General features: G+C 70.6%; 20 protein-coding genes and 2 pseudogenes. 9 read left to right on the top strand and 13 right to left on the bottom strand.

All coding sequences use genetic code 11. The features are described from left to right. Nucleotides 1-3 precede the first annotated feature (3 nt). A complete protein-coding gene (locus ACE7GA_RS12710; protein WP_376099913.1) occupies nucleotides 4-390 on the bottom strand; it encodes a hypothetical protein in 387 nt (128 codons plus the stop codon). Nucleotides 391-796: 406 nt separating this feature from the next. Between ACE7GA_RS12710 and ACE7GA_RS12705 the strand changes: the two genes are divergently transcribed. Further along, on the top strand, nucleotides 797-1,918 hold the full coding sequence (locus tag ACE7GA_RS12705) for a helix-turn-helix domain-containing protein (protein WP_376099911.1): 1,122 nt from the start codon (nucleotides 797-799) through the stop codon (nucleotides 1,916-1,918). A 157-nt stretch (nucleotides 1,919-2,075) separates the two neighbouring features. On the opposite strand, the gene ACE7GA_RS12700 is transcribed toward ACE7GA_RS12705, so the two are convergent. Genes ACE7GA_RS12700 through ACE7GA_RS12690 form a run of 3 tightly spaced genes read right to left on the bottom strand, consistent with a single transcriptional unit; the run spans nucleotide 2,076 to nucleotide 4,225 of the window. Then, nucleotides 2,076-3,476 carry a patatin-like phospholipase family protein gene (locus tag ACE7GA_RS12700; RefSeq protein ID WP_376099909.1) on the bottom strand — a complete coding sequence of 467 codons (1,401 nt, stop codon included), beginning with the start codon at nucleotides 3,474-3,476 and terminating at the stop codon, nucleotides 2,076-2,078. 47 nt (nucleotides 3,477-3,523) lie between these two features. Further along, a complete protein-coding gene (locus tag ACE7GA_RS12695) occupies nucleotides 3,524-3,805 on the bottom strand; it encodes a YMGG-like glycine zipper-containing protein (RefSeq protein WP_376099907.1) in 282 nt (93 codons plus the stop codon). Nucleotides 3,806-3,823: 18 nt separating this feature from the next. Then, on the bottom strand, nucleotides 3,824-4,225 hold the full coding sequence (locus ACE7GA_RS12690; protein ID WP_376099905.1) for a Rap1a/Tai family immunity protein: 402 nt from the start codon (nucleotides 4,223-4,225) through the stop codon (nucleotides 3,824-3,826). A gap of 463 nt (nucleotides 4,226-4,688) precedes the next feature. On the opposite strand from ACE7GA_RS12690, the gene ACE7GA_RS12685 reads away from it, so the two are divergent. The 7 genes and pseudogenes from ACE7GA_RS12685 to ACE7GA_RS12655 all read left to right on the top strand — a co-directional run. Beyond that, a complete protein-coding gene (locus ACE7GA_RS12685; RefSeq protein WP_376099903.1) occupies nucleotides 4,689-5,744 on the top strand; it encodes an AI-2E family transporter in 1,056 nt (351 codons plus the stop codon). 296 nt (nucleotides 5,745-6,040) lie between these two features. Next, entirely contained in the window at nucleotides 6,041-6,592 is a 552-nt protein-coding gene (locus ACE7GA_RS12680) for a hypothetical protein (protein WP_376099901.1), read from the top strand. Between the two features lie 366 nt (nucleotides 6,593-6,958). After that, nucleotides 6,959-7,951: a Bug family tripartite tricarboxylate transporter substrate binding protein gene (locus ACE7GA_RS12675; protein WP_376099899.1), complete on the top strand. Its 993-nt coding sequence runs from the start codon at nucleotides 6,959-6,961 to the stop codon at nucleotides 7,949-7,951. 150 nt (nucleotides 7,952-8,101) lie between these two features. After that, nucleotides 8,102-9,214, top strand: a complete 1,113-nt coding sequence (locus ACE7GA_RS12670; RefSeq protein WP_376100253.1) for a helix-turn-helix domain-containing protein — start codon at nucleotides 8,102-8,104, stop codon at nucleotides 9,212-9,214. A gap of 335 nt (nucleotides 9,215-9,549) precedes the next feature. Next, nucleotides 9,550-10,074: a hypothetical protein gene (locus tag ACE7GA_RS12665; RefSeq protein WP_376099897.1), complete on the top strand. Its 525-nt coding sequence runs from the start codon at nucleotides 9,550-9,552 to the stop codon at nucleotides 10,072-10,074. Nucleotides 10,075-10,384: 310 nt separating this feature from the next. Next, nucleotides 10,385-11,851, top strand: a complete 1,467-nt coding sequence (locus tag ACE7GA_RS12660; protein ID WP_376099895.1) for an alpha/beta hydrolase — start codon at nucleotides 10,385-10,387, stop codon at nucleotides 11,849-11,851. 10 nt (nucleotides 11,852-11,861) lie between these two features. Continuing rightward, nucleotides 11,862-12,043: pseudogene (locus tag ACE7GA_RS12655) on the top strand (IS630 family transposase); the annotation flags it as partial. A 122-nt stretch (nucleotides 12,044-12,165) separates the two neighbouring features. Here ACE7GA_RS12655 and ACE7GA_RS12650 read toward each other — a convergent pair. The 8 genes and pseudogenes from ACE7GA_RS12650 to ACE7GA_RS12615 all read right to left on the bottom strand — a co-directional run bounded on the left by ACE7GA_RS12650 (nucleotide 12,166) and on the right by ACE7GA_RS12615 (nucleotide 19,094). Further along, entirely contained in the window at nucleotides 12,166-12,936 is a 771-nt protein-coding gene (locus ACE7GA_RS12650; RefSeq protein WP_376099893.1) for an HpcH/HpaI aldolase/citrate lyase family protein, read from the bottom strand. After that, nucleotides 12,926-13,885, bottom strand: coding sequence for an alpha-ketoacid dehydrogenase subunit beta (locus tag ACE7GA_RS12645; protein ID WP_376099891.1), 960 nt, complete (start codon nucleotides 13,883-13,885; stop codon nucleotides 12,926-12,928). The genes ACE7GA_RS12650 and ACE7GA_RS12645 overlap by 11 nt, the downstream gene beginning before the upstream one ends. After that, a complete protein-coding gene (locus ACE7GA_RS12640) occupies nucleotides 13,861-14,937 on the bottom strand; it encodes a thiamine pyrophosphate-dependent dehydrogenase E1 component subunit alpha (protein WP_376099889.1) in 1,077 nt (358 codons plus the stop codon). Before ACE7GA_RS12640 ends, ACE7GA_RS12645 begins: the two co-directional genes overlap by 25 nt. Next, nucleotides 14,930-15,334, bottom strand: coding sequence for a RidA family protein (locus ACE7GA_RS12635; protein ID WP_376099887.1), 405 nt, complete (start codon nucleotides 15,332-15,334; stop codon nucleotides 14,930-14,932). Before ACE7GA_RS12635 ends, ACE7GA_RS12640 begins: the two co-directional genes overlap by 8 nt. After that, on the bottom strand, nucleotides 15,334-16,647 hold the full coding sequence (locus tag ACE7GA_RS12630; RefSeq protein ID WP_376099885.1) for a TRAP transporter large permease subunit: 1,314 nt from the start codon (nucleotides 16,645-16,647) through the stop codon (nucleotides 15,334-15,336). The genes ACE7GA_RS12635 and ACE7GA_RS12630 overlap by 1 nt, the downstream gene beginning before the upstream one ends. Beyond that, the gene (locus tag ACE7GA_RS12625) at nucleotides 16,647-17,138 is read right to left on the bottom strand and encodes a TRAP transporter small permease subunit (protein ID WP_376099883.1); all 492 of its coding nucleotides are present in this window, start codon (nucleotides 17,136-17,138) and stop codon (nucleotides 16,647-16,649) included. Before ACE7GA_RS12625 ends, ACE7GA_RS12630 begins: the two co-directional genes overlap by 1 nt. Nucleotides 17,139-17,307: 169 nt before the next feature. Next, nucleotides 17,308-18,087, bottom strand: a pseudogene (gene dctP, locus ACE7GA_RS12620) (TRAP transporter substrate-binding protein DctP); the annotation flags it as partial. Nucleotides 18,088-18,197: 110 nt separating this feature from the next. Beyond that, on the bottom strand, nucleotides 18,198-19,094 hold the full coding sequence (locus ACE7GA_RS12615; protein WP_376099881.1) for a 3-keto-5-aminohexanoate cleavage protein: 897 nt from the start codon (nucleotides 19,092-19,094) through the stop codon (nucleotides 18,198-18,200). Nucleotides 19,095-19,235: 141 nt separating this feature from the next. Between ACE7GA_RS12615 and ACE7GA_RS12610 the strand changes: the two genes are divergently transcribed. Continuing rightward, nucleotides 19,236-19,997, top strand: coding sequence for a LuxR C-terminal-related transcriptional regulator (locus tag ACE7GA_RS12610; RefSeq protein ID WP_376099879.1), 762 nt, complete (start codon nucleotides 19,236-19,238; stop codon nucleotides 19,995-19,997). 150 nt (nucleotides 19,998-20,147) lie between these two features. Here the strand turns inward: ACE7GA_RS12610 and ACE7GA_RS12605 are convergent, their stop codons facing one another. After that, nucleotides 20,148-21,065: a hypothetical protein gene (locus ACE7GA_RS12605; RefSeq protein WP_376099877.1), complete on the bottom strand. Its 918-nt coding sequence runs from the start codon at nucleotides 21,063-21,065 to the stop codon at nucleotides 20,148-20,150. Between the last annotated feature and the right edge of the window lie 324 nt (nucleotides 21,066-21,389).

Here is a 21,389-nt window from a genome sequence, read left to right as displayed (position 1 = left end):
GATTCAGCGGACCTGCGTGACCTCGGCCACGACCTGGAGACCGTCCTGCTTGTTGAAGACGATCGCCTTCAGCGTGTTGTCCGGCAGGTGCACGACGGCGACGCCCCGACCCATGTCGGTCGCGACGATCCGGGCGCCCGGCCAGCGGGTGCCGATCTCGTTCAGGAGCATCGTCTCGAGCACGCCGCGGACCGTATTGCCGCCCGTTGCGCGACGCTCCACCTCGGCGCGGATCGCCGGCGATACCTCCGAAAGCTCCGCCTGCTGGAACTCGCGGGAACCCATGCTGGATTGCGCCAAAGCGGCCCCGGGAACCATCGGCACGCCAGACGCGACGCTCGCGCATACGACGGCCACTGCACCGAAGACCTTGGATCGGATGGTCATCATCAGGTCGCTCCTTCTGGTTCCGATGATCGCAGTGCCAGGGCCGGCTGCCGTCCGGCGAGGACCGTCCCCATCGCCGCCCGAACCACGGCCGCTACGTCATCGCCGAGTCAGACAATAGGCGACGCGGCGCGGCGACCGCATGAGCCGGTCGTCTCAGGCATACGCCGCACGTCTCAAAGGAGCGGGCCAAACAACGGAGGCCGTTAGGGTTCGTGCATTCGACGGTACGCCTCGGTGTGATCGCCTCAGCCCGCGCAACGCATCGGCGAAGGACCGGCTCCGGCCATGCGGCCACCGAGACGGCTTTCGCGAGCGGAAATACATCGCCGGCCAGCAGGGAACGACCCGCACTGCGCGCCGTGGCCAAGACGGTTCCGCCTCGGCGGGACATTGAGGGACGCGAACGATGCAGCCCAGCTCCATGGACGATCCCGCATTGCAGCCGACGAATACGATGCGTCCCTGGATCCTACCGTCGGCGGCACCGGGCGGCCCGCCGCAAGGGTCACCGCTGCGCCCGGCCCGCTTCTCGACCGGAGACGTGCCGGAGGAGAAGCAGTTCGCGGCGTGGCGCGACGAGTGCAGCTCGGTCATCGAGATGCGTAACGCACTGGGGACAGGCCCCGGCTTCGCGGCGCGCTACGAGATGTGGAAGCTCGGTTCCTTCGCGCTCAGCACGGCGCAGACGCCGGCCGCTAGCTACGCGCGCACGCGGGCCGCCATTCGGCGGGACGGCATCGATCATTGGGTCCTGGCGATCGTGCGCCGCGGCACCTTCGCCGTGCGGACCGCGTCCGGCGATGTCGTGCGGGTGCCGGCCGGCGTGCCGACGATCTTCTCACTTGCCGAGGTCTCCGAGGCCCAGCGGTCCGACATCGACTGGCTCTGCTTGTACTTTCCCCGTGAGATGTTCCCGGATTTCGCGCCGACCCTCGATCGCTGCTGCAACCGACCAGTCCCTAGCACGATGGGTCAGCTGCTCGCGGCCTATCTGGACGACCTGCGCGGGCGGCTGCCGTCAATGACGGAGCAGGATCTGCCGCGTCTGGTGGAGGCAACACGCGCGATGATTGCGGCCTGCGTCACCCCTCCGCCCGAGGCGCGGCTCGCGGCGACGGTGCAGCTGGACCAGGCGCGGATGGAGAGGGTGCGCCGCGCGATCCGGCAGAACTTGCGCTCGCCGACGCTGACTCCCAACCGGTTGTGCCGGACCGTGGGCATGTCGCGCTCGCAGCTCTACCGCCTCTTCGAGCCGATCGGCGGCGTCGCGCGCTACATTCAATCCGAGCGGCTTCGGGAGGCCTATCGCGCCCTCGGCGATGCGCGTGACACGCGCGATATCCACCGGATCGGGGAGGATCTCGGCTTCTTCGATCCCTCGACCTTCAGCCGCACGTTCCGCAAGGCGTTCGGATGCACGCCGACCGATCTGCGACTGGCGGCTCAGTCCGGAGAGCGGAGCGCCCCCGTCATCCGCGCGCCGCAGGAGGAGCGACGGGATTTCGCGAGCCGTCTGCGCGCCCTCTAGGGCGCTGCCAAGACGATCCGCTGGACATCGGTTGCAGCCCGGGCGCGCTAGACCGAACTCAACGGGGGTCGGCCCCTCCTGGTCCTCGGGCGGCCAGCCATGCGCGTGCCTTGCCGCGGCGTAGCCCTGCCCCGGCCGCGACGTCACGCACTGGACGTCATGGCTCCGGCGCGCGCTCCACCGGCAGTGAGGTCGACGCGGGTCGCCCCGCGGCATCGGCCGGCAGCGGCGTACGCGCCGTCGGAGCCGCCATCCGCCGCGTGGCAAGGTTGCCGACGGCGGCAGCGGGGGCGACCGACGGCGGCAGGCTCGTGACGGAAGGCGGCTCGGTCACCCAGCCGCGTTCGGCCCGCCCCTTTTCGTAGCCGTGCTCGAAGAGGGCCTGCATGAAACCCTGGTCGAAGGGCCCGCTGCGATCGGCCCGGAAGGCCGAGTCAATGTAGCTCAGGCGGAAGGCGACGCCGTCCCGCAGTGCGGTCAGGTAGATCCGGTTGATGTCACCGATCCCGCTGAAGTGCAGCAGCGTCGAGACGGAGCGGGTCGCGATGCTGAACACCCCGCGCGCCGTCGTCGCGCCCTCCACGTCCATGCGCCCGTTGCGGATGACCCAGACCGTCCGGTCGCGGGCCAGTCGGTTCTGCCGCACGATGCGGGCGAGCTGAAGGGAGGGCGGATAGAGGAACACCTGCGTCGCGGCACCACCATCGACGTGCATTTCCTGGTAGGTGCGACCGTCGGATTCGACGTCGATCAGCACTGGGGGGAAGGCACCGGGAATTGAGGCCGAGGCCAGAAGGATACGGCGGAACAGCGACAGCGCGTCGGGATGGCCGCTCGCTGCGATCGCCCCGATGTTCCAAACCACGGGACGCTGCAGGTCCAGGTTCGTCGTCCCGATCAGTAGCAGCCGGCCGCGCCTGTACTCCCTCGCGATGGCATCGAGCATGGCCATGTCCGCGTGGCGCTGGATCAGGCGGTAGAGCGGCGAGGTGTCGGCGATCGCCTCCCCGAAGGCGGCACCTATCACCGTGCGAAAGATGCCGGGCAGCACGAGGATGTCTCCCGGCGCATTGGCGGTGAAAACCTCACGGAGCTGCCCGTCGTAGGCCGAGCCGAGGAAGGCGAATGGCGCGATCAGCGCCCCCGCGGAGATGCCGGTGACGACATCGAATTCCGGTCGATTGCCGGACGCGGTCCAACCGACGATCAGTCCCGCGCCATAGGCGCCGTTGTCGCCGCCGCCGGACACCGCGAGCAGGTTCTGTGGTGGCAGCCGCTCCGGACCGCGGCGGCTCGCCGGAAACCGCTCGGCCTGCCGGCTCGCGGCGAGCAGGGCTTCCTGCATCAGGTCGTCGGGGCTCCCGTCCGGCCAGAAGCGCCCGTTCGGCACCCCCAGGACGGCGAGGCCGATCGTCGTGTCGGCGGGCGGGGGCGGTTGCCGCAGGATGCTGCTGCAGGCCGACAGCGCGCAGACAAGTAGGGCCGCGGCGACCGAGCTGCGCCACGCGCCCGCAGGTTCACGGTCCGGACGCAAGCCGGGAGCGGCGCGGATCGGCATGACGAGGTGCCCTCCTGGTCCGCGCGAGGCGGCGCGTGGGCGCCGCGCTACCGGGGCGTGGCCCGGCCGGCCGCGACGCCCCGTTCGAAGGCGCGGTCCTGGGCCTGCATGTGCCGATCCCAGGCGAAGCCGCCCGCGGCGCCGGTGCCCGCGCCGATTGCGGCGCCGAGCCCGGCATTGCCGGCCATCGCGCCAATCAGCGCGCCCGCCGCCGCGCCGCCGGCCGCGCCGGTCCCGGTGCGTTGCGCCGTGGGCGACAGGTCCGCGCACGCGGAAAGGGCGACCGTCGTGAAGGCGACGGCGCCCGTCAGCGCAAGACCACGTATCATGGTTAGCCTCCGGTCAGGTCAGCGGTTAGCGCGCGCGGTGCGCCGCGCCGCGCAGGGATAGGTCTCGGCGGCCCAGCGGAGCAGCCCGTCCACGGCGCGCTCGCGCCCGAATTGCGGGTTCGCCCGCGCCCAGGCGACGAAGGACTCCTCGGCCGCGGCGAGCGTCGGCGTGGGATCGGGAAGGCAGAAAGCTGGTCGTCCCCGCGCGGCAACCGCCGCGTGGTACTGCCCGGCGCTGACGATGAAACCGCGGCAGTAGCCCACGGCCGCGTTCGCCGCGGCGCCGGCGCCCTCGGTCGCGGCGCAGAGGCCGGCGAGCTCCGACGTCGTTACTCCGGGGCCGGTTCCGACCTGCGCCAGGCCCGGAAGCGCGAAGGCTCCGGACATGACCGCCACGGCCATCACAACTGCCTTGCGCATGGCGAAAGCCCCTTCCGTTCTCGCCAGCTCGCCTTTGCGAAGCCAGCCCTGTAGTATGACTGACCGGCGTCTCGGCGGACGCGGTCGGACCCGGTGCCGCATCGGCCGGACCGCCCTTCGTCGTTGCGGCGGCGCCGGTCTGCAAACATGCGGGCAGGCTAGGTCCGCGCCGCCGCGAACGACCATAGGCAGGCCGTGTGGAACCTGGGCGCGCCGTCCCACGGCGAGGGCCAGCGGTTCGTCATGCCGGCGACGAACCCTACCGGACGACCTGCCGCGGCGCGGTATTCCCCGTCGCGCCGGCACGCTGACCACGCGACGACCGACGGCAATGCGCTGATCGTCCGCAGCCTGGACCGGGCGTCCCCGCGACGCGTGCCAGGACAACCAGCGGCTTGCGGCGTCCGGCCCCGTTGAGGACTGATGACGCCACGCCGGGGCGGCGGAGCGGATACGAAGGCGCATGCCGATTCAACGTGGCGTAGTTCAGTCCGGCCCGCCGCGCGTCCTCCTGGGCCTCTGTACCGCCATCCTCGTGGCGGCGGCCCTGAATGCGGCTCAGGCCGTGCTGGCGCCCGTGGCCTTCGCGCTCTTCACCATCGCGATGGCGTGGCCGCTCCAGGCCCTCTTGGAACGGGTGCTGCCGAAGGGGCTCGCACTCGTCGTGACGGTGTTCGCGGCGCTCGTCGTGCTTGCGATCCTCGCGGTCGCGGCGGGCTGGGGCTTCAGCCGGGTCGCGCGCTGGGTAATCACCGACGCGGTGCGGTTGCAGGAACTCTACATCCAGAAGGTCGCCCTCGCCGAGCGCTGGGGTCTGCCGCTGGGTGGCGCGCTCGACGACGCCTTCGATGCGCGGCGGATGGTCCGGGTGGCCCAGTGGGTCCTGTCACAGGTGCAGGACATCCTCGCCTTCCTGGGCGTCACCCTCGTCTTCGTCATCCTCGGTCTGCTGGAGGTGAAGGCGGTCTCGGCGCAGCTCGCGGGCATCGCGCGCCGCTACCCCCCCGCCCTGCACGTTCGGGATGCGCTACGCGAGACCGCGTCCAAGCTGCGGACCTATATGCTCGTCCGCACGATCATGAGCGTGGCGACTGGCGTCGCGGTCTGGGCCTTCGCCGAGGCGGTGGGCCTGCAGCTCGCGAAGGAATGGGGCGTGATCGCCTTCGTCCTGAACTACATTCCGTTCATCGGGCCGCTCGTCGCGACGATCATCCCGACGATCTTCGCGGCGTTGCAGTTCGGGACTTGGCAGTTTCCGCTGCTCGTCTTTGCGGCGCTGCAGGCCATCCAGTTCCTGTCCGGTAGCACGATCGAGCCGCTTCTCGCGGGCGTACGGCTCTCGGTCTCTCCCTTCGCGGTGCTCGTCGCCGTGTTCCTCGGCGCGCTCGTCTGGGCCATCCCCGGCGCCTTCATCGGCGTTCCCGCGCTGATCGGCGCGCTGACGCTCTGCGAACGCTTCCCGCAGGCGCACTGGGTGGCCGACCTGCTCTCGGGGCGGGCGCCGGATCGAGCGGGATAGCCACGGCACCTGTCGGTTCCCGGGCCGGGTGCGGCGCCATGACCGCCCGGCACAGCGGTCACCCTGGGGTCCCGCCGGCCCGGCGACCGACCCGCGGGGAAAGCCAGGCCCCTCCGCATCGCCCCGTCCTGCGCAAACGGGCGTGAAGCGGTGTCCCGTCGCTTGACCCACCGTCCCAAAGTGGCGGCACGCGGAGGTGCTTTAGGCGCACGCAGCCTTCCTTCGGGCATAGACCGTCGGTGCCACGGGAAGCTGGACGGCAGGCGGCGATGCTCGCGGGGATCGGGACGCGAAGGATGAGTTCCGACGGGAGAGGACGGCTGGAACCGGGCTTCGGTGCCGTTCGCGTTGTCACGCTCGCCGGCGCGGCGCTCAACGGCTTCCTGCACCTCGCGATGTACCTCGTTGTCCTCGTGCCGGCGGCTCGCGGGGCGGTGGATGCGGCCTCCCTGCCCCTTAAGGTCGCGCCCTTCCTCCTCGCCATCGTTTTCGTCCTGCTCGCCTCACTCCCCGTGCGCGCGCTCCTCCGGCCGGGCCAGCGTGTCGGAATCGCCTGCATCGTTCTGGGTGTCGGATACGTAGCGCTCATGCTCCTCGTCGGGACCCCGGCGTCGCCGGGACCGCTGCATGCGCTGAACCTCCTGCTGCTGCCTTTCAAGGTGGCGTCGGGCGCCCTGCTCCTGCTGCTGGGCGTCGGCATCAACCCGATGACGGCTAGGGGCTGGGTTCCCGCGCCCCTGGACCTTCTCGTCGTGCTCTACGGCGTAAGCCTTATCTTGGGGGGATGGCTGACGGCACGGTCCGCCGCGCGGTTGACCCGTCCCGCATCGGGGACCGGCCATTCGTGAGCCCCGCCACGCCCGAACGCCGCGACGGCCGCCAACCGCCGTGGCCATTCCGATCCGCCGGCCGGATGACCGACTGCCAAGACGTCGGCAGGACGCTGCCAACGGGGGCCGGAGGCCGGCCCGATGGCGACGGCAGTCCATGACGGCCCTGCCGCAGACAGCGACAGACAAACCGTATGCGGATGGCTAACGTCTGCCATCCGTCGCGCCTTCGGGGCGGACGTCGCGGCGATGCTCGCGCGTTCAACGAGGCCGGCCGGCCCCCATCCGGCCGCGCCTTCGGAGAAGCCGCTCGGTTCTTCGCGACCCGCCGCCGGTCCCGGCGCCGGCGGCCCACGACGCCGAACATCCGCGAGGATGACGATCATGCCCCAAGCGCTGAGCCGGCGACGCGGCCTCGTCGCCCTTGCCGTGATGCTCGCGGTCCAGCGGGATGCCGGCGCGAAGCCACAGGGCTGGCTGCCGTCGCGCCCATTGCGTCTTGTCGTCCCCTCGGTCGCCGGGAGCACCCCGGACACCTTCTGCCGCTTACTGGCCGAGGAAATGCGCGGACGCCTTCTGCACCCCGTGGTGATCGAGAACCGGCCCGGCGGCGCCGGCACCATCGGCCTGCTCGAGGTCGCGCGCGCCGCGCCGGACGGCCACACGATCGGCTACGCGAACGTCATTACCCTTGCCATTAACGATGCCCTGCTCTCCAGCCAGCCCTACGTGATCGAGCGTGATTTCCGGCCCGTCTCCTTCACCGGCTCGTCGCAGAACCTCCTCGTGGCGCGGCCCGGCCTGCAGGTCGGGGATCTCCCGGGGCTTGTTGCCGCGCTGAAGCGGGCGCCGGGACGCCTGACCTACGGCACGCCGGGCAGTGGGACGATCGGCCACCTCGCCGGCGAGCTCTTCCGCCTGCGGACGGGCACGTCGATGCTGCACGTGCCGTATCGCGGCAGCCCGCAGGCGACGCAGGCCCTCGCGGCCGGCGAAGTGGACTTGGTCTGCGACAGCGTCTTCGCCGTGCTGGGCTCCGTTCGCGCCGGCGACGGCGTGCCCCTCGCCACGACGGGAACCCGGCGTTCCCCGCTGTTCCCCGCCGTGCCGACGATGGAGGAGGCGGGCCTCGCCGGTTTCGACATGACGTTCTGGGGCGGGCTTGTGGTGCCCGCGGCGACCCCCGCTGCCATCATCGAGTCGTTGAACGAGATCGTAAACGCCGCCCTGGCCTCCGCGGCACTTCGGGCGCGCTACGCCGCGCTGGGGCTGGAAGCGTCGGAACCAGGCCCGCCCCCAGTGTTGTTCGAGCGTGCCGCGACGCAGCGGGCCGGATGGGCGGCCCTCGTGCGCGCGGCGGGTGTCCAGATGAACTGAGATCGTGAAAATCGGATGTCAGAGCGCCGTCCCCGCGCGAGTCATGCACGCTACGGTTGCATCGCGGCTGCGTGAGGCGCAGGTTCGCGCGGCGTAATCATGCAGGTCCGCATGGTCGTCAGGCAGACCCGAAGAAGGCAGGTGGATTTCATGAGCTCGCGCCCCTCGGGGCCTGCGCCCAGCGAGCCGGACGACGTCCCGCAGCACGAACCGCCGGCCTCATCGGCGGCTCTGTTCGTGCCGTCCGTCGTCGAATCCACGTTGGACCTGGCCGTGCAGGACCAGTTCGGCCACTGGTGCGACTGCAACGGCAGCCTAGCGTATTACGACACCCCGCCCGACGGAGGGTCCTCGGGCTTCCCGGCGGAGGCGACGACCTGGCACTTCGGCGGCTTCGCGCTCATGACCGCCCGAACGCCGGCCTCGCACTTCCGGCGGCTCCCCGAGCATGTGCGCCGGGACGGCATCGACCACTGGGCTGTCACCCTCGCCGTGGAGGGTGAGAGGGCGATCCGTGTGGACGACGCCGTGGGCGTCGTGCGGCCCGGGCGCCTGTTCATCAACTCGCTCGACCAGCCCAGCGACTCTCACCGGACGCGCTCCCGCTGGATCACTCTCTTCATGCCGCGCGACGCCTTCCCCGCGATCGGCGGCAAGATCGATGCGTTGCGGATGAAGCCGGTCGTCACACCGATGGGCATGGTTCTTCACGACTTCCTGCAATCGCTCGCGGCTCGCCTGCCGCAGGTCCGGCTGGAGGAGGCCGCGCAGCTCGCGGCGGCCACGACCGCCATGGTCGCAGCCGTCGCCGCTCCCTCGGCCGACCGGCAGGCCGAGGCAGCTGTTCCTGTGCAGGCGGTCCTCGGGACCCGCATTCGCCGCCTTATCCGGGAGAATGCGCATCTCGCCACGCTCGGGCCGGAGCGGTTGTGCCGCATGCTCGGCATGTCCCGCGCTTCGCTCTACCGCGCCTGCGAGCCCTTCGGCGGCGTCGCGTCCTTGATTCAGACGGAGCGCCTGCGGGCGGCGCAGCGGGCACTCTGCGACCCGGCGGATGTCCGTGGCATCGCGGCCATCGCGGCGGATGTCGGGTTCTTCAACGCTTCCACCTTCAACCGCCTGATGCGCCGGCAGTTCGGCTGCACGCCCGGCGACATCCGCCGGGCCGCGCTGTCCGGGCGTTCCCTGCCGAGCCTGCTCTCGCCGGCCCAGACGACGCAGTCGAGCAACCTGCGTTCGCTGCTTGCGGGCCTCCAGGGATGAGCGCCCCGCCACCGGGTTAACGAGTCCGCTACAAGACCCGCCAGGCAGCGCCTCGTCTATCCGGTATCGGCGAACCGTCGGGAACGCCAGCCACAGCACGGGGACGGCAGGCTCATCACGACGGCACCCCCAGGTGCCCTATCCTGCGACGCGAGGTCGGCTCGGCGGCGGGTGTTGCGGGCCTGCACCGCCGGGGCGCACCGGCACGTCCGGAGAGGAGGGGTCATGCGGTCAGCATCAGGTCCGGAAGGACCGCTCGGCATGGTCCCTGGCGGTTCCGCCGAGGGCGGGGGCCGATCCGCGGACGGCGGGATGCTTGCGTGGAGAGCAGGTCGATGAGCATCGCCTTCGCCGCGGAACGACGGCTGCTGACCGAGGACGAGCTCGGCCCGATCCAGCGAAGTCACTACCCGATGCTGGAAACGCTCTCGCGTGACGAGTTGCAGGAGCTGGTGGGCTGGATGCGCGCGCGGCGCAACCGCGCGAGGGACCTGGTGCGGGATCACCGCAGGGCACGGCGGGGCAAGGCGCCGCAAGCGGCCGCCACGCCGGCGCCGGATGCCGACCGCGGCCTCGACGCGAAGAAGCAGGTCTTCGCCGGAGCCCTGAAGCGGGTAAATTCCCGGCTGGACGCGCTGCTGGCGGCGGAGCGGCGCCGCAACAACCTCGCGCGGCTCCATCAGGCCTTGGCGCGGAGAGCCGCAGCACCGTCGCGTCACCCCTCGGCCGGCGCGACCGCGCATGAGGAGGCCCGGTCCGTGCCGAACGGTCGAAGCCGGCCGATCATCGGCGGCGGCCGCATCGGCCGCACCGGGCAGGCGGTCCGCCATGCGCAGGCAGCGCGCGATGCCCGATCCTGACGCGCGAACATCGGTACCAGCGGGTGGTCCGGTAGGGCGAGGCGGGATGACGTCCCACCGCTGATCGGGGCGCGGCGGCGCGACGGGTTCAGGCCTCCCGCCCCGGGGGCACCGCGGCCCGCGTTGGCCGCGACGTCGAAGCCGGGTCGCCGCGCCATCGGAGTGCCGCTCACGGCACCAGGGTGGCGCGTGGCGCCCGACCGCCCTGCACGATCGCAGCCATGCCGAACCGGCCGGCTTGGGCCTCACAGCTTCACCCTCCCGGGATCCGCTCGGCGGGTAGGGGCGTCACGGAGTACCAGGAGACGCGATGCGGATTATTCGTTCGGCCTCTTGGCTCCTGTGGAGGATCGTCCTCGGAATAGGCGCATTCGCGATCGCCCTCGTCGCGTTCCGTGCGTGGGACAGCGAAAGGGGTCCGCCGCTGCAACCCTGGCACCTCGTCGTGCCGGAGGAGTTGCGCGCGGAGGCACTCGATGCCGCGGATTGGCCTGATTACCTCGCCGCGGAGGAGGCCACGTTCGCGGCCGTGCGCGCCCGGGTCACGGAGGCCCTCGAGCCCGAGGCGCGCATCCCGGCGAACCGCTACTTCCGGGAGAGCCCTCTCTTCCCCGGGCGCTTCCCACGGGACTGGAACCGATCCTTCGCCCTGGAGCCGGAGGGCGCCGATCCGCTCGGGGCCGTCGTGCTGCTGCACGGCCTGACCGACGCACCCTACAGCATGCGCCACATCGCCGAGCATTACCGGCGCCGCGGCTGGGTCGCCCTTGGCCTCCGCCTGCCGGCGCATGGCACCGTTCCCGCCGCGCTGACCGACGTGACCTGGGAGGACTGGCTGGCCGCGGCCCGCCTGGCTCTTCGCGAGGCGCGGCGGCGCGTCGGTCCGGGCCGGCCGATCCACCTCGTGGGCTACTCGAATGGTGGGGCGCTGGCGATGAAGGGGGCGTTGGATGCGCTGGAAGATCCGCGCCTGACGCGTGTAGACCGCCTCGTCCTGATCTCCCCCATGATCGGCGTCACAGCCTTCGCGCGCTTCGCAGGACTCGCGGCCCTGCCGGCCTCTCTCCCGCGCTTTGCGAGATCGGCCTGGCTCGACATCGTCCCGGAGTTCAACCCGTTCAAGTACAACTCCTTTCCGGTGAACGGGGCACGTCAGTCTTACCGCCTCACGACCGCACTGCAGCAGCAGATGCAGCGTCTTGCCGCGGAAGGACGCCTGGCGCTCCTGCCGCCGGTCCTGACCTTCCAGTCGGTGGTGGACTTCACGGTCAGCACGCGCTCGGTGGCGGAGGCGCTGTATGGTTCGCTGACCGGGATGGGCCATGAACTCGTCCTGTTCGACGTCAACCGGAGCGCCGCCATCGGCCCCCTGGTCACGCCCGCCGCGGCCGGGGCGCTGGATCGGCTGCTGCCGCCGTCGCCGCGTCCCTGGCGCTCCGTCGTCATCGGCGAGGCCGGCCCGGGGGACGGCGTCGTGGTGGAGCGGGTCACCGAGGCGGGCGGGCGCGAGGAGCGGGTGACGCCGATCGGCCTCCGCTGGCCGCGCGAGGTCTATTCGCTCTCGCACGTCGCGCTGCCCTTTCCCGCGGGTGACGCGCTCTACGGCTTCGACCCTGATCCGGCCGAGGATTTTGGCGTGCGGCTCGGTACCATCGCGCTGCGCGGCGAACGCGGAGTGTTGGCGGTCAGCCCCGCCGTGCTGGCCCGCCTCACCTTCAACCCGTTCTTCCCTTACCTCCTGGCCCGCATTGGCGAGGGGATCGTGCCGGCGCGGTGACGGGCGACGCTCGTGCGGACCGGGCCTGAACCTCATCGAGATGGCCTTCGCAAAACTCAAGGCCCTCCTCCGCCGCGCCGCCCACCGCACCCGCGACGCCCTCTGGCGCGGCATCGCCCAGTTCCTCGACACCTTTACCCCGCCGAGTGTCGCAACTACCTCGGCCGTTACGGCTACACACGGTCAGCGTGAACTGGCTTAAAGGACAAGGAGCTCTATCCGGCAGGTGTCTGCCCCCATCCTACCCCGCGGCGATCATCAGTTCGACCCGCGCACCGCAGCCCCGTCTGGGCCATCGTGACTCGATCTACGAGCTAAGCGCGGCCGATGCGGACCCAGCGCGCGGCGCTCTCGGCGAGCAGGATCTTGTCGGTACCGACGGTGAAGACGCGGACTCCCCGGCCTTCCCATTCGCGGATGCGGCGGGTCGCGGCGTCGGCGCTGGCCTCGAAGACCGGCAGGATGGCCGGGACGCCATGGCGCGCCGCTGCCTCGAGGAGGCCGACCATCGCGCGCTCGACCTCTGGATGGTGCCAGTCTCCGCGGTGCCCCATGGAGACCGCGAGGTCGAACGGACCGGCCATGACGGCGGTTAGACCCTCCGTCGCGCAGATCGCGTCGGCCTTGGCCGCACCGGCCGCGGTTTCGATGAGGGCGATGACGCTCGCCTCCAGCGATTCTTCGTAGGTCGGCCAGTCCAGGACGTAATGGCCCCCGGAACGGACGCAGGGGCAGGCGCCGCGGGTCCCGGCAGGGGCGAAGCGGGTCGCGGCAACCGCGGCACGGGCCGTCTCCGCGCTCTCGATGCCCGGAACGACGACGGCGACGGCACCCGCGTCGAGCACCTGCGGGATGTCAGCGATCCGACGCGGGCGGGCGACGGGTGCGAGGCCGTTGGCATCGCAGGCGCGCAGCAGGTCGGTCGCGCGTTCGATTCCGAAGTGGCCGTGTTCCAGGTCCACGATGGCGAAGTCGAAGCCGGCGGCCCCGAGGATGTCCACGGATTCCGGGTGCGGTATCTGCGCCCAAGTGCCGAGGATGCGCTCGCCGGACGCGAGGAGGCTGCTGAAGGATCTACGCGGCATCGCGCGCCCCGTCTCCGATGCGGCGGTGGACCAGCGCGCGGGCTGCGTCTTCGATACGGCGAGCATCGGGGATGACGGCGCGTTCGAGGGCGTCGTTGTAGGGCATGGGCAGGTCGGGGTTGCCAAGGCGCGCGACGGGGGCGTCGAGCCAGTCGAAGCAGTCCTCCATGATGCGGGCGGAGATCTCGGCGCCGATGCCGCCCGTCACGCAGGCCTCGTGCACGACAAGGCAGCGGGAGGTCTTCCGGACGGACTTCGCGACCGTCGCCATGTCGAGGGGGCGGATGGTACGGGGGTCCACGACCTCCGCTTCGATCCCGTCCCGCGCGAGGGCGCGGGCCGCGGCGAGGGCGCGGGGGACCATGGACTGGATCGCGACGATGGTGAGGTCGCGTCCCTCCCGCTTCACGTCGGCGATGCCGAGGGGGAGGGAGTAGGGCTGCTCAGGGGCCGGGCCGCGGCCTTCTACGTAGAGCAGCTTGTGTTCAAGGAAGACCACGGGCCCGTCGTGGCGGATCGCAGCGGCGAGGAGGCCCTTCGCGTCGTAGGGCGTGGCGGGGGCGACGACAACCAGGCCGGGAATGTGGGCGAACCAGGCTTCCAGCGACTGCGAGTGCTGCGCGGCGAGTCGGATGCCGCCGCCCTGCGGGCCGCGGACGACGAGCGGAACGGTGGTCGTGCCGCCGAGCATGAAGCGAGCCTTGGCCGCCTGGTTCACGATCATGTCCATCATGAGCGTGACGAAGTCGAAGATCTGCACTTCGACGACGGGACGGTAGCCGCGGATGGCACTGCCGACGGCGAGGCCGCCGATCGCCTGTTCGGAGATCGGCGTGTCGCGGACCCGGTCGGCACCGAAGCGGTCGCGCAGGCCGCGGGTACAGGCAAAGATGCCACCAAGCTTGCCGACATCCTCCCCGATCATCACGACGCGACCGTCGCGGTCCATCTCGCCGTGCAGCGCTTCGTTGATGGCCTGGACGTAGGAGATGACGCGCTCGCCCGGCGGGGGGCGTTGGGGGCGGCGGGCAGGGGCGGCGTGACGGCGGGGGCAAGGACGGACCAGTCGGGCTCGCGGGCCTGGCGCGCCGCCTCGACGGCGCGCTCGATCTCCGCTTCGGCGTCGTCCAGCAGGGCGTCGAGGTCGGCGGGCTCGTGGCCCTCCGCGATCAAGGCGGCGCGTTCACGGGCGATGGGGTCGCGTTCGCGCCACCGGAATTCTTCTTCCTCCGTCCTGTAGCGGGGGAGGTTGGCGCGCATGGAATGGTCACCCCAGCGGTAGGTCTCGGCCTCGATGAAGGATGGCCCTTCGCCGTTGCGGGCGCGCGCGACGGCACGGGCGACGGTGGCGTGGAGGGCGCGGGCGTCGTTGCCATCCACGCGCTCGCCGGGCATGGCGTAGGCGGCCGCACGGGCGGCAAGGCCAGGACCTGCGGTGGATTCGGACTGTGCCGTGGAAAGCCCGTACCGGTTGTTCTCGCACAAGAAGACGACGGGAAGGCGCCAGAGGGAGGCGACGTTCAGGGCCTCGTGCACGATGCCCTCGTTCGCGGCGCCGTCGCCGAAGAAGACGACGCCGATGTTGTCGCCCTGGAGTTGCGAGGCGAGGGCGGCGCCGATGCCGATGCCGGGCCCCGCACCGACGACCCCGTTGGCGCCGAGGACGCCGATCGACAGGTCGGCGATGTGCATGGACCCGCCGAGACCACCGCAGTAGCCGGTCGCGCGGCCCATCAGTTCGGCCATCATGCGATCCATGCTCGCGCCCTTCGCGATGCAATGGCCGTGTCCCCGGTGGTGGGTGATGATCCAGTCGCGCAGGGTCAGGTGCGCGCAGGCAGCGGCCGCGATCGCTTCCTGGCCGACGCAGGAATGCGCGGTTCCCTTCACCTCGCCGGCCAGGAACAGCTCGATGACCCGTTCGTCGAAGCGGCGGACGCGGAGCATCGTCCGCAGCAGCGCAAGCCGGTCGCGGGCGGCAGGTGCGGCGCCGTCAGGCATCGGTGGCGCCCAGGACGGCGGTGCACTTGATCTCGCAGAGGATGCCGGGCGTCGAGAACTCGACGACGCCGTAGCCGGTCCAGGTGGGGAACGGCGCGGTGGTGAAGTACCGGTCCTTCACACGCATGAAGGTCGGAAGGTGGGTGCGGAAGTCGGTGAACCAGGTCTCCATCTCCACCACGTCGGCGAAGGAGCCGCCGGCGGCGGCGAGGACCGCCCCGACGTTGTCGAGGGCCTGGGCGAACTGCGCCTCCGGCTCCTCCACCACTGTCATGTCGGGGCGCCGCCCCACCATGCCCGCGATGTAGAGCGTGTGGTCCACCAGCACGCCGGGCGAGTAGCGGAAGCGCTCGACGAGCGGTTCCATGCCGGGGGGGACGACGCTGCGCTGGGGCATCAGAGCACCGAGGGAAGCCAGGTGGCGAGGGAGGGAAAGGCGATGAGGAGCGCGAGCCCGATCGCCTGGAGGGCGATGAACGGCCACATGGCGCCGAAGATCTCGTCCAGCGTCATGTCGGGCGGGGCGACGCCCTTGAGGTAGAAGGCCGCGGGCGCAAACGGCGGGGAGAGGTAGGCGATCTGCATCGAGATGTTGAAGAGGATGCCGAACCAGATCGCGTCGAAGCCGAGCGCGGTGATGGTTGGGACGAAGATCGGCATCGTCAGCAGCATGATGCCGATCCAGTCGAGGAACATGCCCAGCGCGATCCAGACGGCGATCATGACCAGCACGACGCCGAGTGGCGGGAGGGGGATGGAGGAGAAGAGGGCGGTCGCGTAGGCGATGCCGCCGACGACGTTGTAAAGGCCGATGAGCGCATTGGTGCCGAGGACCAGCCAGAGGACGACGCCGCAGGTGGACATGGTCTGGAGCGCGGCCTCGCGCAGCAGGGGCCAGCGCAGCTCTCCCCGGATGGCGCAGGCGACCAGGGTGCCGGCGACCCCCATGCCTGCGCTTTCCGTGACGGAGGCGACGCCGAGGTAGATGGAGCCGAGGACGGAGAAGGCGACGAGGAGCGGCAGCGCGATGCCCCTCAGCAGGCGCAGCTTCTCGGCAAAGGGGATGTTCGCCTGTTCCGGCGGCAGGGGCGGGCCGAGGGCGGGGTTCATCCCGCAGCGGATGAGCGTGTAGGCGATGTAGAGGGCGGCGAGGACAAGTCCGGGGATGAGGGTGGCGATGAAGAGGTCGCCGATCGGGACGTTCGCGGTAAGGCCGTAGAAGACGAGGATGATGGAGGGCGGGATCATCGTGCCGAGGGAGCCCGCGGAGCAGATCGTGCCGATCGCCAGGCGCCGCTGGTAGCCGAGGCGGAGGAGCTGCGGCAGGGCGACGAGGCCGAGCACGACGATCTCGCCGCCGATGACGCCGACGGTCGCGGCCATGACGACGCCGACGAGCGTGGTCATCACCCCGACGCCGCCGGGCAGGCGCCCGGCCCAGACCGCGAAGGCGTTGTACAGGTCCCGCGCGAGGCCGCTCCGTTCGAGGATGGAGGCCATGAGGACGAAGAGCGGGACGGAGACGAGGATGTAGCTGTCGAGGAAGGAGTAGGTGCGGGAGGACAGCAGCAGCAGCGCGTCGGGGCCGAAGATCCAGAGGGTCAGGCCGACGGCTATGGCGCCGGAGGAAAACGCGAGGGGGACACCGAGGACGAGGGTGACCAGGATGCCGATCACGATGATCGCGGTGACGAGCTCGACGGACGGCATCACTCGGCGCGGCCCCGGATGACGGCGACGAGGCGTTGCGCGACGGCGGCGAGGAAGAGGAGCGTGCCGGCAGCGAGGGCGACGCGGACGATGGTGGGCAGCGGCCAGTTCGGCGGGCCAGGGGTGAGTTCAGGCGCCCATCCCGTGGCGTCGAACCGCCAAGCGGCCTCGGAGGCCTGTCCCCAGGCCGCGTAGCCGAGGCCGGCAAGGTAGATGACGCCGAGGAGGAGGGACAGGATTTCCAGCGCCCGTCGCGCGGACGGGCGGAACCGATCCCTCACGACGGTGATGCGGATGTGTTCGTTCCGCGCGAAGGCATAGGCGCCGCCGAGGGCGAAGCCGATCGCGCAGAGGGTGGTGGTGGTCTCGTGCGCCCAGTTTGTGGGGCGGTCGAAGAGGTAGCGGGCGCCGACCTCCCAAACCGTGACGACGACCGCCGCGAGGAATATCCAAGCGGCGGCGCGGCCGACGACGAGCGCGAGACGCTCCATGACAGGCAGGGCCGGGGTCAGGCAGGCCGGGCCTAGGCGAGCCGGCCGCGGAAGCCGCGCAGGCTCGCGAGGATCTGGCCGGCGAGGGGGAGCGCGGGCCGTAGGTGTCCTGCACCGCCGCCGCGACCTGGCCGAGCTTCGCGACCTCGGCGTCGGACCATTCGATGATGGTGATGCCTTCGGCGCGCATCTTCGCGAGCGCCTCGGCGTCCTCGCGCTCGATCGCGGCCTTATGGGCGGCAGACATGCGCTTGCAGGCCTCCGAGATGGCGGTACGCGCCTCCGCCGGCAGACCGTCCCAGCGGCGCTTGTTGAAGGACATCTCGCAGGTCGGCATCGAATGGTTCGCGGCGACGGAGAAGCGCGCGTTGCGATAGAGGCCGACGGCGTAGTTCAGGCCGGGGTTCGCTTGGTCCGCGGCGTCCACGACGCCGGATTGCAGGGCGTTGAAGAGTTCGGGGAGCGGTAGGTTCACGACCGCGGCACCAGCGCGGCCAAACATCTCGGCGATCATGCCGGGCGGGCAGCGAACCTTCAGGCCGCGCAGGTCTTCGACGGTGTGGAGAGCGCGGCGGGACGGGATATGTTCACCGGGCCAGTAGAACTGGTCGACGTAGTAGAGTCCGAACCGGTCGTAGAGCTGGCGCCCCAGCTGCACGCCATCGGATTCCGCGAACCAGCGGTCGCGTGCGTCTACCGACGGGAAGGTGGCGCCGGTGTCGCCCAGGATGACGAAGCCCGGATCCTTCGAGGCGAACCAGGACGGCGCGGCGAACTGGCCGTCCAGCAGGCCGTTGCGGACGGTGTCCAGCAGTTCCGTCGGGGCGACGACGGCGCCGCCAGGGAGGACGGAGACCTGCACGCGTCCGCCCGTTGCGGTCTTCACATCCTCCGCGAAGGCGGTGGCGACGGTATGCAGGGCGGCGTTGGTGCCGAGGAAGTGCTGCATCCGCAGCGTCATGCCCTGCGCCAGCGCTGGCGGGGCGACATAAGGCAACGCCAGCGCGGCGGGCGCGGACTTCAGGAGGGTGCGGCGGTTCATGGACGTGGTTCTCCCGTTCAGTTCTTGATGTTGAGGATCTGCCTGGCTTCGTCGGGGGTCGCGACCTCGCGCCCCAATTCGCGCGCGATCTCGGCGACGCGGCGGATGATGTCGACGTTCGTCGGCATCACGCCAGTTTGGCCGAGCTCGTGGTAGGTGTAGTCGCCGAGGCCGATGGAGATGTGGCCACCGGCCGCGATGATCGGCGCGGCGAGCGAGAAGAGATTCCCGCCGAAATTCACCACCGTCCATTCGATGCGGCGGTCGGGCGGCAGGAAGTCCAGATGCGCCTGCAGGCCGCGCAGCGTCCCGGGATGGCCGCCGAGGAAGGTGTTGTCCGTGAGGCAGAAGCAGAGATAGCCCGGCTCCTCCAGCAACCCCATGTCCATGAAGGCGCCGACATAGCGGGTGAAGCCGATCGTCCAGGAGACGAGGTAGGGCTTCAGCCCCGCGCCACGAATCGCGTCCGAGAAATGCGTCAGCGTGCCGGTCGAGTTGCGGTAGACAAGCTCGGTCGTCTCGAAGCGGCGGGCCTGTGCGTTGTACCGGTCCACGTTGACGGAACCCATGTCCATCGGCGCGAAGTGCGGCGCGCCGGCGGGGTCCTTCGCCATCTCCAGGATATGGGCGATCCGCGCCTCCGGCCCCTGGTCCAGCGTGACGTAGCCGAGGGTCGGGTGGACGAGGATGTCGGACGCCGCGCGGATGCGGCGCACGGTGTCGGCGTAGGACTCCGCGGCGTGGTCGGGCGACCCGTCAGCCTGGCGAGCGTGGAAGTGCAGGACGGCTGCTCCGGCGTCACGGCACGCCACCGCGTCGCGCGCGATCTCCTCGGGCAAGTAGGGGACGTTCGGGTTCCCCTGCTCGCGCATCATGTACTCGTTGACCCGCGCCTCGATGATGAGTTTGCGCAAGGACGTCCCCCGGAAGAACTATGCTGTTCGGCATAGATTGTTCTGTTTGAGGGAGGATGCGCCGGAGTGCGGTGCAGCATCAAGGGCGTTCTCGTCACGAAGGCTGGACGTTGACCTATGCTGTTCGGCATAGTTGGTGACATGCCCCGCAAAAAGGACACCGCCCTCAGCGTCCTCCTCGACCGCGTCGGTGCCCGCTTCCCCGGACACATCATGCGGCGGCTGATGCTGCCGGACGGGCGGTTCCGCTATACCTACGCGTCCCCGCACCTGCGCGACACCTTCGGACTGGATGTCGAGGCGATCGTCGCGGACGACCCGGCGACGCATTCCTGGATCCACCCCGACGACCGCGCAGGTTTCGAGGAGGCGCTGCGCGTCTCGGCACGCGACATGACGACCTTCGACGAGGAGGTGCGCGTCTTCACCGGGGATGGGCGGACGCGCTGGGTGCGGTCGCTCTCCACGCCCACGCGGCTACTGGACGGGACAGTGGCCTGGGACGGCATCGCCCTCGACGTGACGGAGCGGCGCGAGGCGGCGGAGGCGATGGAACGTGCGCTGCGCCTGGCGCGGGATGCGGAGGCGCGCGGGGCTGTGCCAGGCGTCGCACCGCCGGAGGTCGTGGCGGCGCTGGACATCCTGGACGAGGAGCGGCTGAGCGAGCGGGGCGTGGCGGCGCTGGCCGCGCTGCGGCGGGTGCTCGCGCCGGGTGCCGCACCGGCGGGCGGCCCCGCGCTTTCGCCACGGCAGCGGGAGGTGCAGTCGCTGCTCGCGCGCGGGCTGTCGAACCGGGAGATCGCGGAGCGGCTGGGCATCACACCGGGTACGGCGAAGCTGCACGTTTCCGCCGTGCTGAAACGGCTCGGGGCTGCGAACCGGACGCAGGCAGCCCTACGCTGAGCTGTTCCAGGTACGGCCCGTGAGGTCGGCATAGTGTGTGGCCGGATGCCGCCTGGCGGCTTTCGCGAAGCGGGCGACCGCCCGGTTCCTGGCGGAAGCGGTTCGCGACCGGCGGGGCGTCGGCCAGTGCTCGGCCGTGGCCGTGGCTGCCTACGGACCACTCGGCGCAGGGCGCGTCACGTGTCCATCCGGAAGGCTGACGAGCACCGTCTCGTCCTGCCAGTCCTCTTGACCCGCGAGCGCGGACCCGAGTCTCTTTCCCTCGACCGCGATGGCGGGCCGGTCCACCCCCTGGCCGTGGGTCGCGGGATCGTAATGCCAGGTCACGTTGGCCCAAAGCGGCACGCCCGCCACGCGGAGGGGCGCCTCGCGCCGCACATAGGCGCGGGCGAGTGACCCGTCCTCGTTGAGCGTCGCGACCTGCGGGAGCGGCCGCCCGATGCCCTGAGCCTCATCCGCGCGGGCACCAGGGGCGATGCTGATCTCGACCGTCCCCCGCTCCGGGTCCGGCGTGATCTGGGCCAGTGCAGGCAGGGCCCAACCCTTCCAGACCATCGTCCGCGACAAGCCACAGGTGACGAGTTCGCCTTCGCTGTTCACGACGACCGCGTTCTCGCTGCAGTCCCAGCCGCTGATCTGGGTCGGCGCGGCCAAGCGGACGTACCAGGTCCCCGCCTGCCGGGTGATGCCGCGGAGGGAGAGGCCGTGGAATTTCACCGGTTGCGGGAAGGAGGCGCTGGTCCAGTGAGTATGTGCCGGCGTGCTCCAGGTCACGTGGGTCCCGGCCGGGAAGGTCATGCCATCGAAGGTGGCCTCCTGTACCAGCACGGACTCGGTGCGGGTTCGTTCCGCCCGCAACTGGGCTTCCGATTGCATCCCGAATACCAGCAGGAAGCCGAACTCCAGCAGGGGAGGCACGATCAGGATCGCCATGCCGGCGAGGGAGAACCACCGGCGTCGTCCCCGGAACCGGACGGCAAGCCAGAGGAGGACCACAAGCAGAGGCAGTGTGATGGGCCAGAGGTAGATCGGTAGGAACGGGTAGGCCAGCCAAGGCGGGATGTGCATGCGATCGTCCTGTGGTCCGCTGCCGCGCCACCTTCCGCTGAACCCTGCGGCCGGTCTTCGGCGGCATCAGCGTCATGGCGTCGTGAGGAGGGCGTAGCGTGCCATCCGTCGCATGTCGGTTCCGCCGGGTTGCCCGAAACGTCGCGTGCGTCACGCCGGTGAGCCGCACCCTTGGGGGGGACGCTCGGCATGAGCGGGCGTGACACATCAGTTCGCGCGCGGCGGTACCGCCCAACGGGGCGAGGCCGACGGTGACTCTTCCGGCCTGACCCAAGAGGGTTTGGTGGACCCGAGCCGGGCTGTGGTTCGCTGCTCGTGGTTTTC

The sequence above is a fragment of the Roseomonas sp. CCTCC AB2023176 genome (genome assembly GCF_042259275.1).
Lineage (GTDB): Bacteria > Pseudomonadota > Alphaproteobacteria > Acetobacterales > Acetobacteraceae > Roseomonas.
This window is presented reverse-complemented; position numbering and strand designations above follow the sequence as displayed.

Coding starts and splice junctions, on each gene's coding strand:
- ACE7GA_RS12645 (WP_376099891.1), bottom strand. CDS start 13,885: ATGGACCGCGACGGTCGCGTCGTGATGATCGGGGAGGATGTCGGCAAG.
- ACE7GA_RS12610 (WP_376099879.1), top strand. CDS start 19,236: ATGCCCCGCAAAAAGGACACCGCCCTCAGCGTCCTCCTCGACCGCGTC.
- ACE7GA_RS12665 (WP_376099897.1), top strand. CDS start 9,550: ATGAGCATCGCCTTCGCCGCGGAACGACGGCTGCTGACCGAGGACGAG.
- ACE7GA_RS12695 (WP_376099907.1), bottom strand. CDS start 3,805: ATGATACGTGGTCTTGCGCTGACGGGCGCCGTCGCCTTCACGACGGTC.
- ACE7GA_RS12705 (WP_376099911.1), top strand. CDS start 797: ATGCAGCCCAGCTCCATGGACGATCCCGCATTGCAGCCGACGAATACG.
- ACE7GA_RS12700 (WP_376099909.1), bottom strand. CDS start 3,476: ATGCCGATCCGCGCCGCTCCCGGCTTGCGTCCGGACCGTGAACCTGCG.
- ACE7GA_RS12690 (WP_376099905.1), bottom strand. CDS start 4,225: ATGCGCAAGGCAGTTGTGATGGCCGTGGCGGTCATGTCCGGAGCCTTC.
- ACE7GA_RS12685 (WP_376099903.1), top strand. CDS start 4,689: ATGCCGATTCAACGTGGCGTAGTTCAGTCCGGCCCGCCGCGCGTCCTC.
- ACE7GA_RS12710 (WP_376099913.1), bottom strand. CDS start 390: ATGATGACCATCCGATCCAAGGTCTTCGGTGCAGTGGCCGTCGTATGC.
- ACE7GA_RS12660 (WP_376099895.1), top strand. CDS start 10,385: ATGCGGATTATTCGTTCGGCCTCTTGGCTCCTGTGGAGGATCGTCCTC.
- ACE7GA_RS12650 (WP_376099893.1), bottom strand. CDS start 12,936: ATGCCGCGTAGATCCTTCAGCAGCCTCCTCGCGTCCGGCGAGCGCATC.
- ACE7GA_RS12670 (WP_376100253.1), top strand. CDS start 8,102: ATGAGCTCGCGCCCCTCGGGGCCTGCGCCCAGCGAGCCGGACGACGTC.
- ACE7GA_RS12675 (WP_376099899.1), top strand. CDS start 6,959: ATGCCCCAAGCGCTGAGCCGGCGACGCGGCCTCGTCGCCCTTGCCGTG.
- ACE7GA_RS12630 (WP_376099885.1), bottom strand. CDS start 16,647: ATGCCGTCCGTCGAGCTCGTCACCGCGATCATCGTGATCGGCATCCTG.
- ACE7GA_RS12605 (WP_376099877.1), bottom strand. CDS start 21,065: ATGCACATCCCGCCTTGGCTGGCCTACCCGTTCCTACCGATCTACCTC.
- ACE7GA_RS12640 (WP_376099889.1), bottom strand. CDS start 14,937: ATGCCTGACGGCGCCGCACCTGCCGCCCGCGACCGGCTTGCGCTGCTG.
- ACE7GA_RS12625 (WP_376099883.1), bottom strand. CDS start 17,138: ATGGAGCGTCTCGCGCTCGTCGTCGGCCGCGCCGCCGCTTGGATATTC.
- ACE7GA_RS12635 (WP_376099887.1), bottom strand. CDS start 15,334: ATGCCCCAGCGCAGCGTCGTCCCCCCCGGCATGGAACCGCTCGTCGAG.
- ACE7GA_RS12680 (WP_376099901.1), top strand. CDS start 6,041: ATGAGTTCCGACGGGAGAGGACGGCTGGAACCGGGCTTCGGTGCCGTT.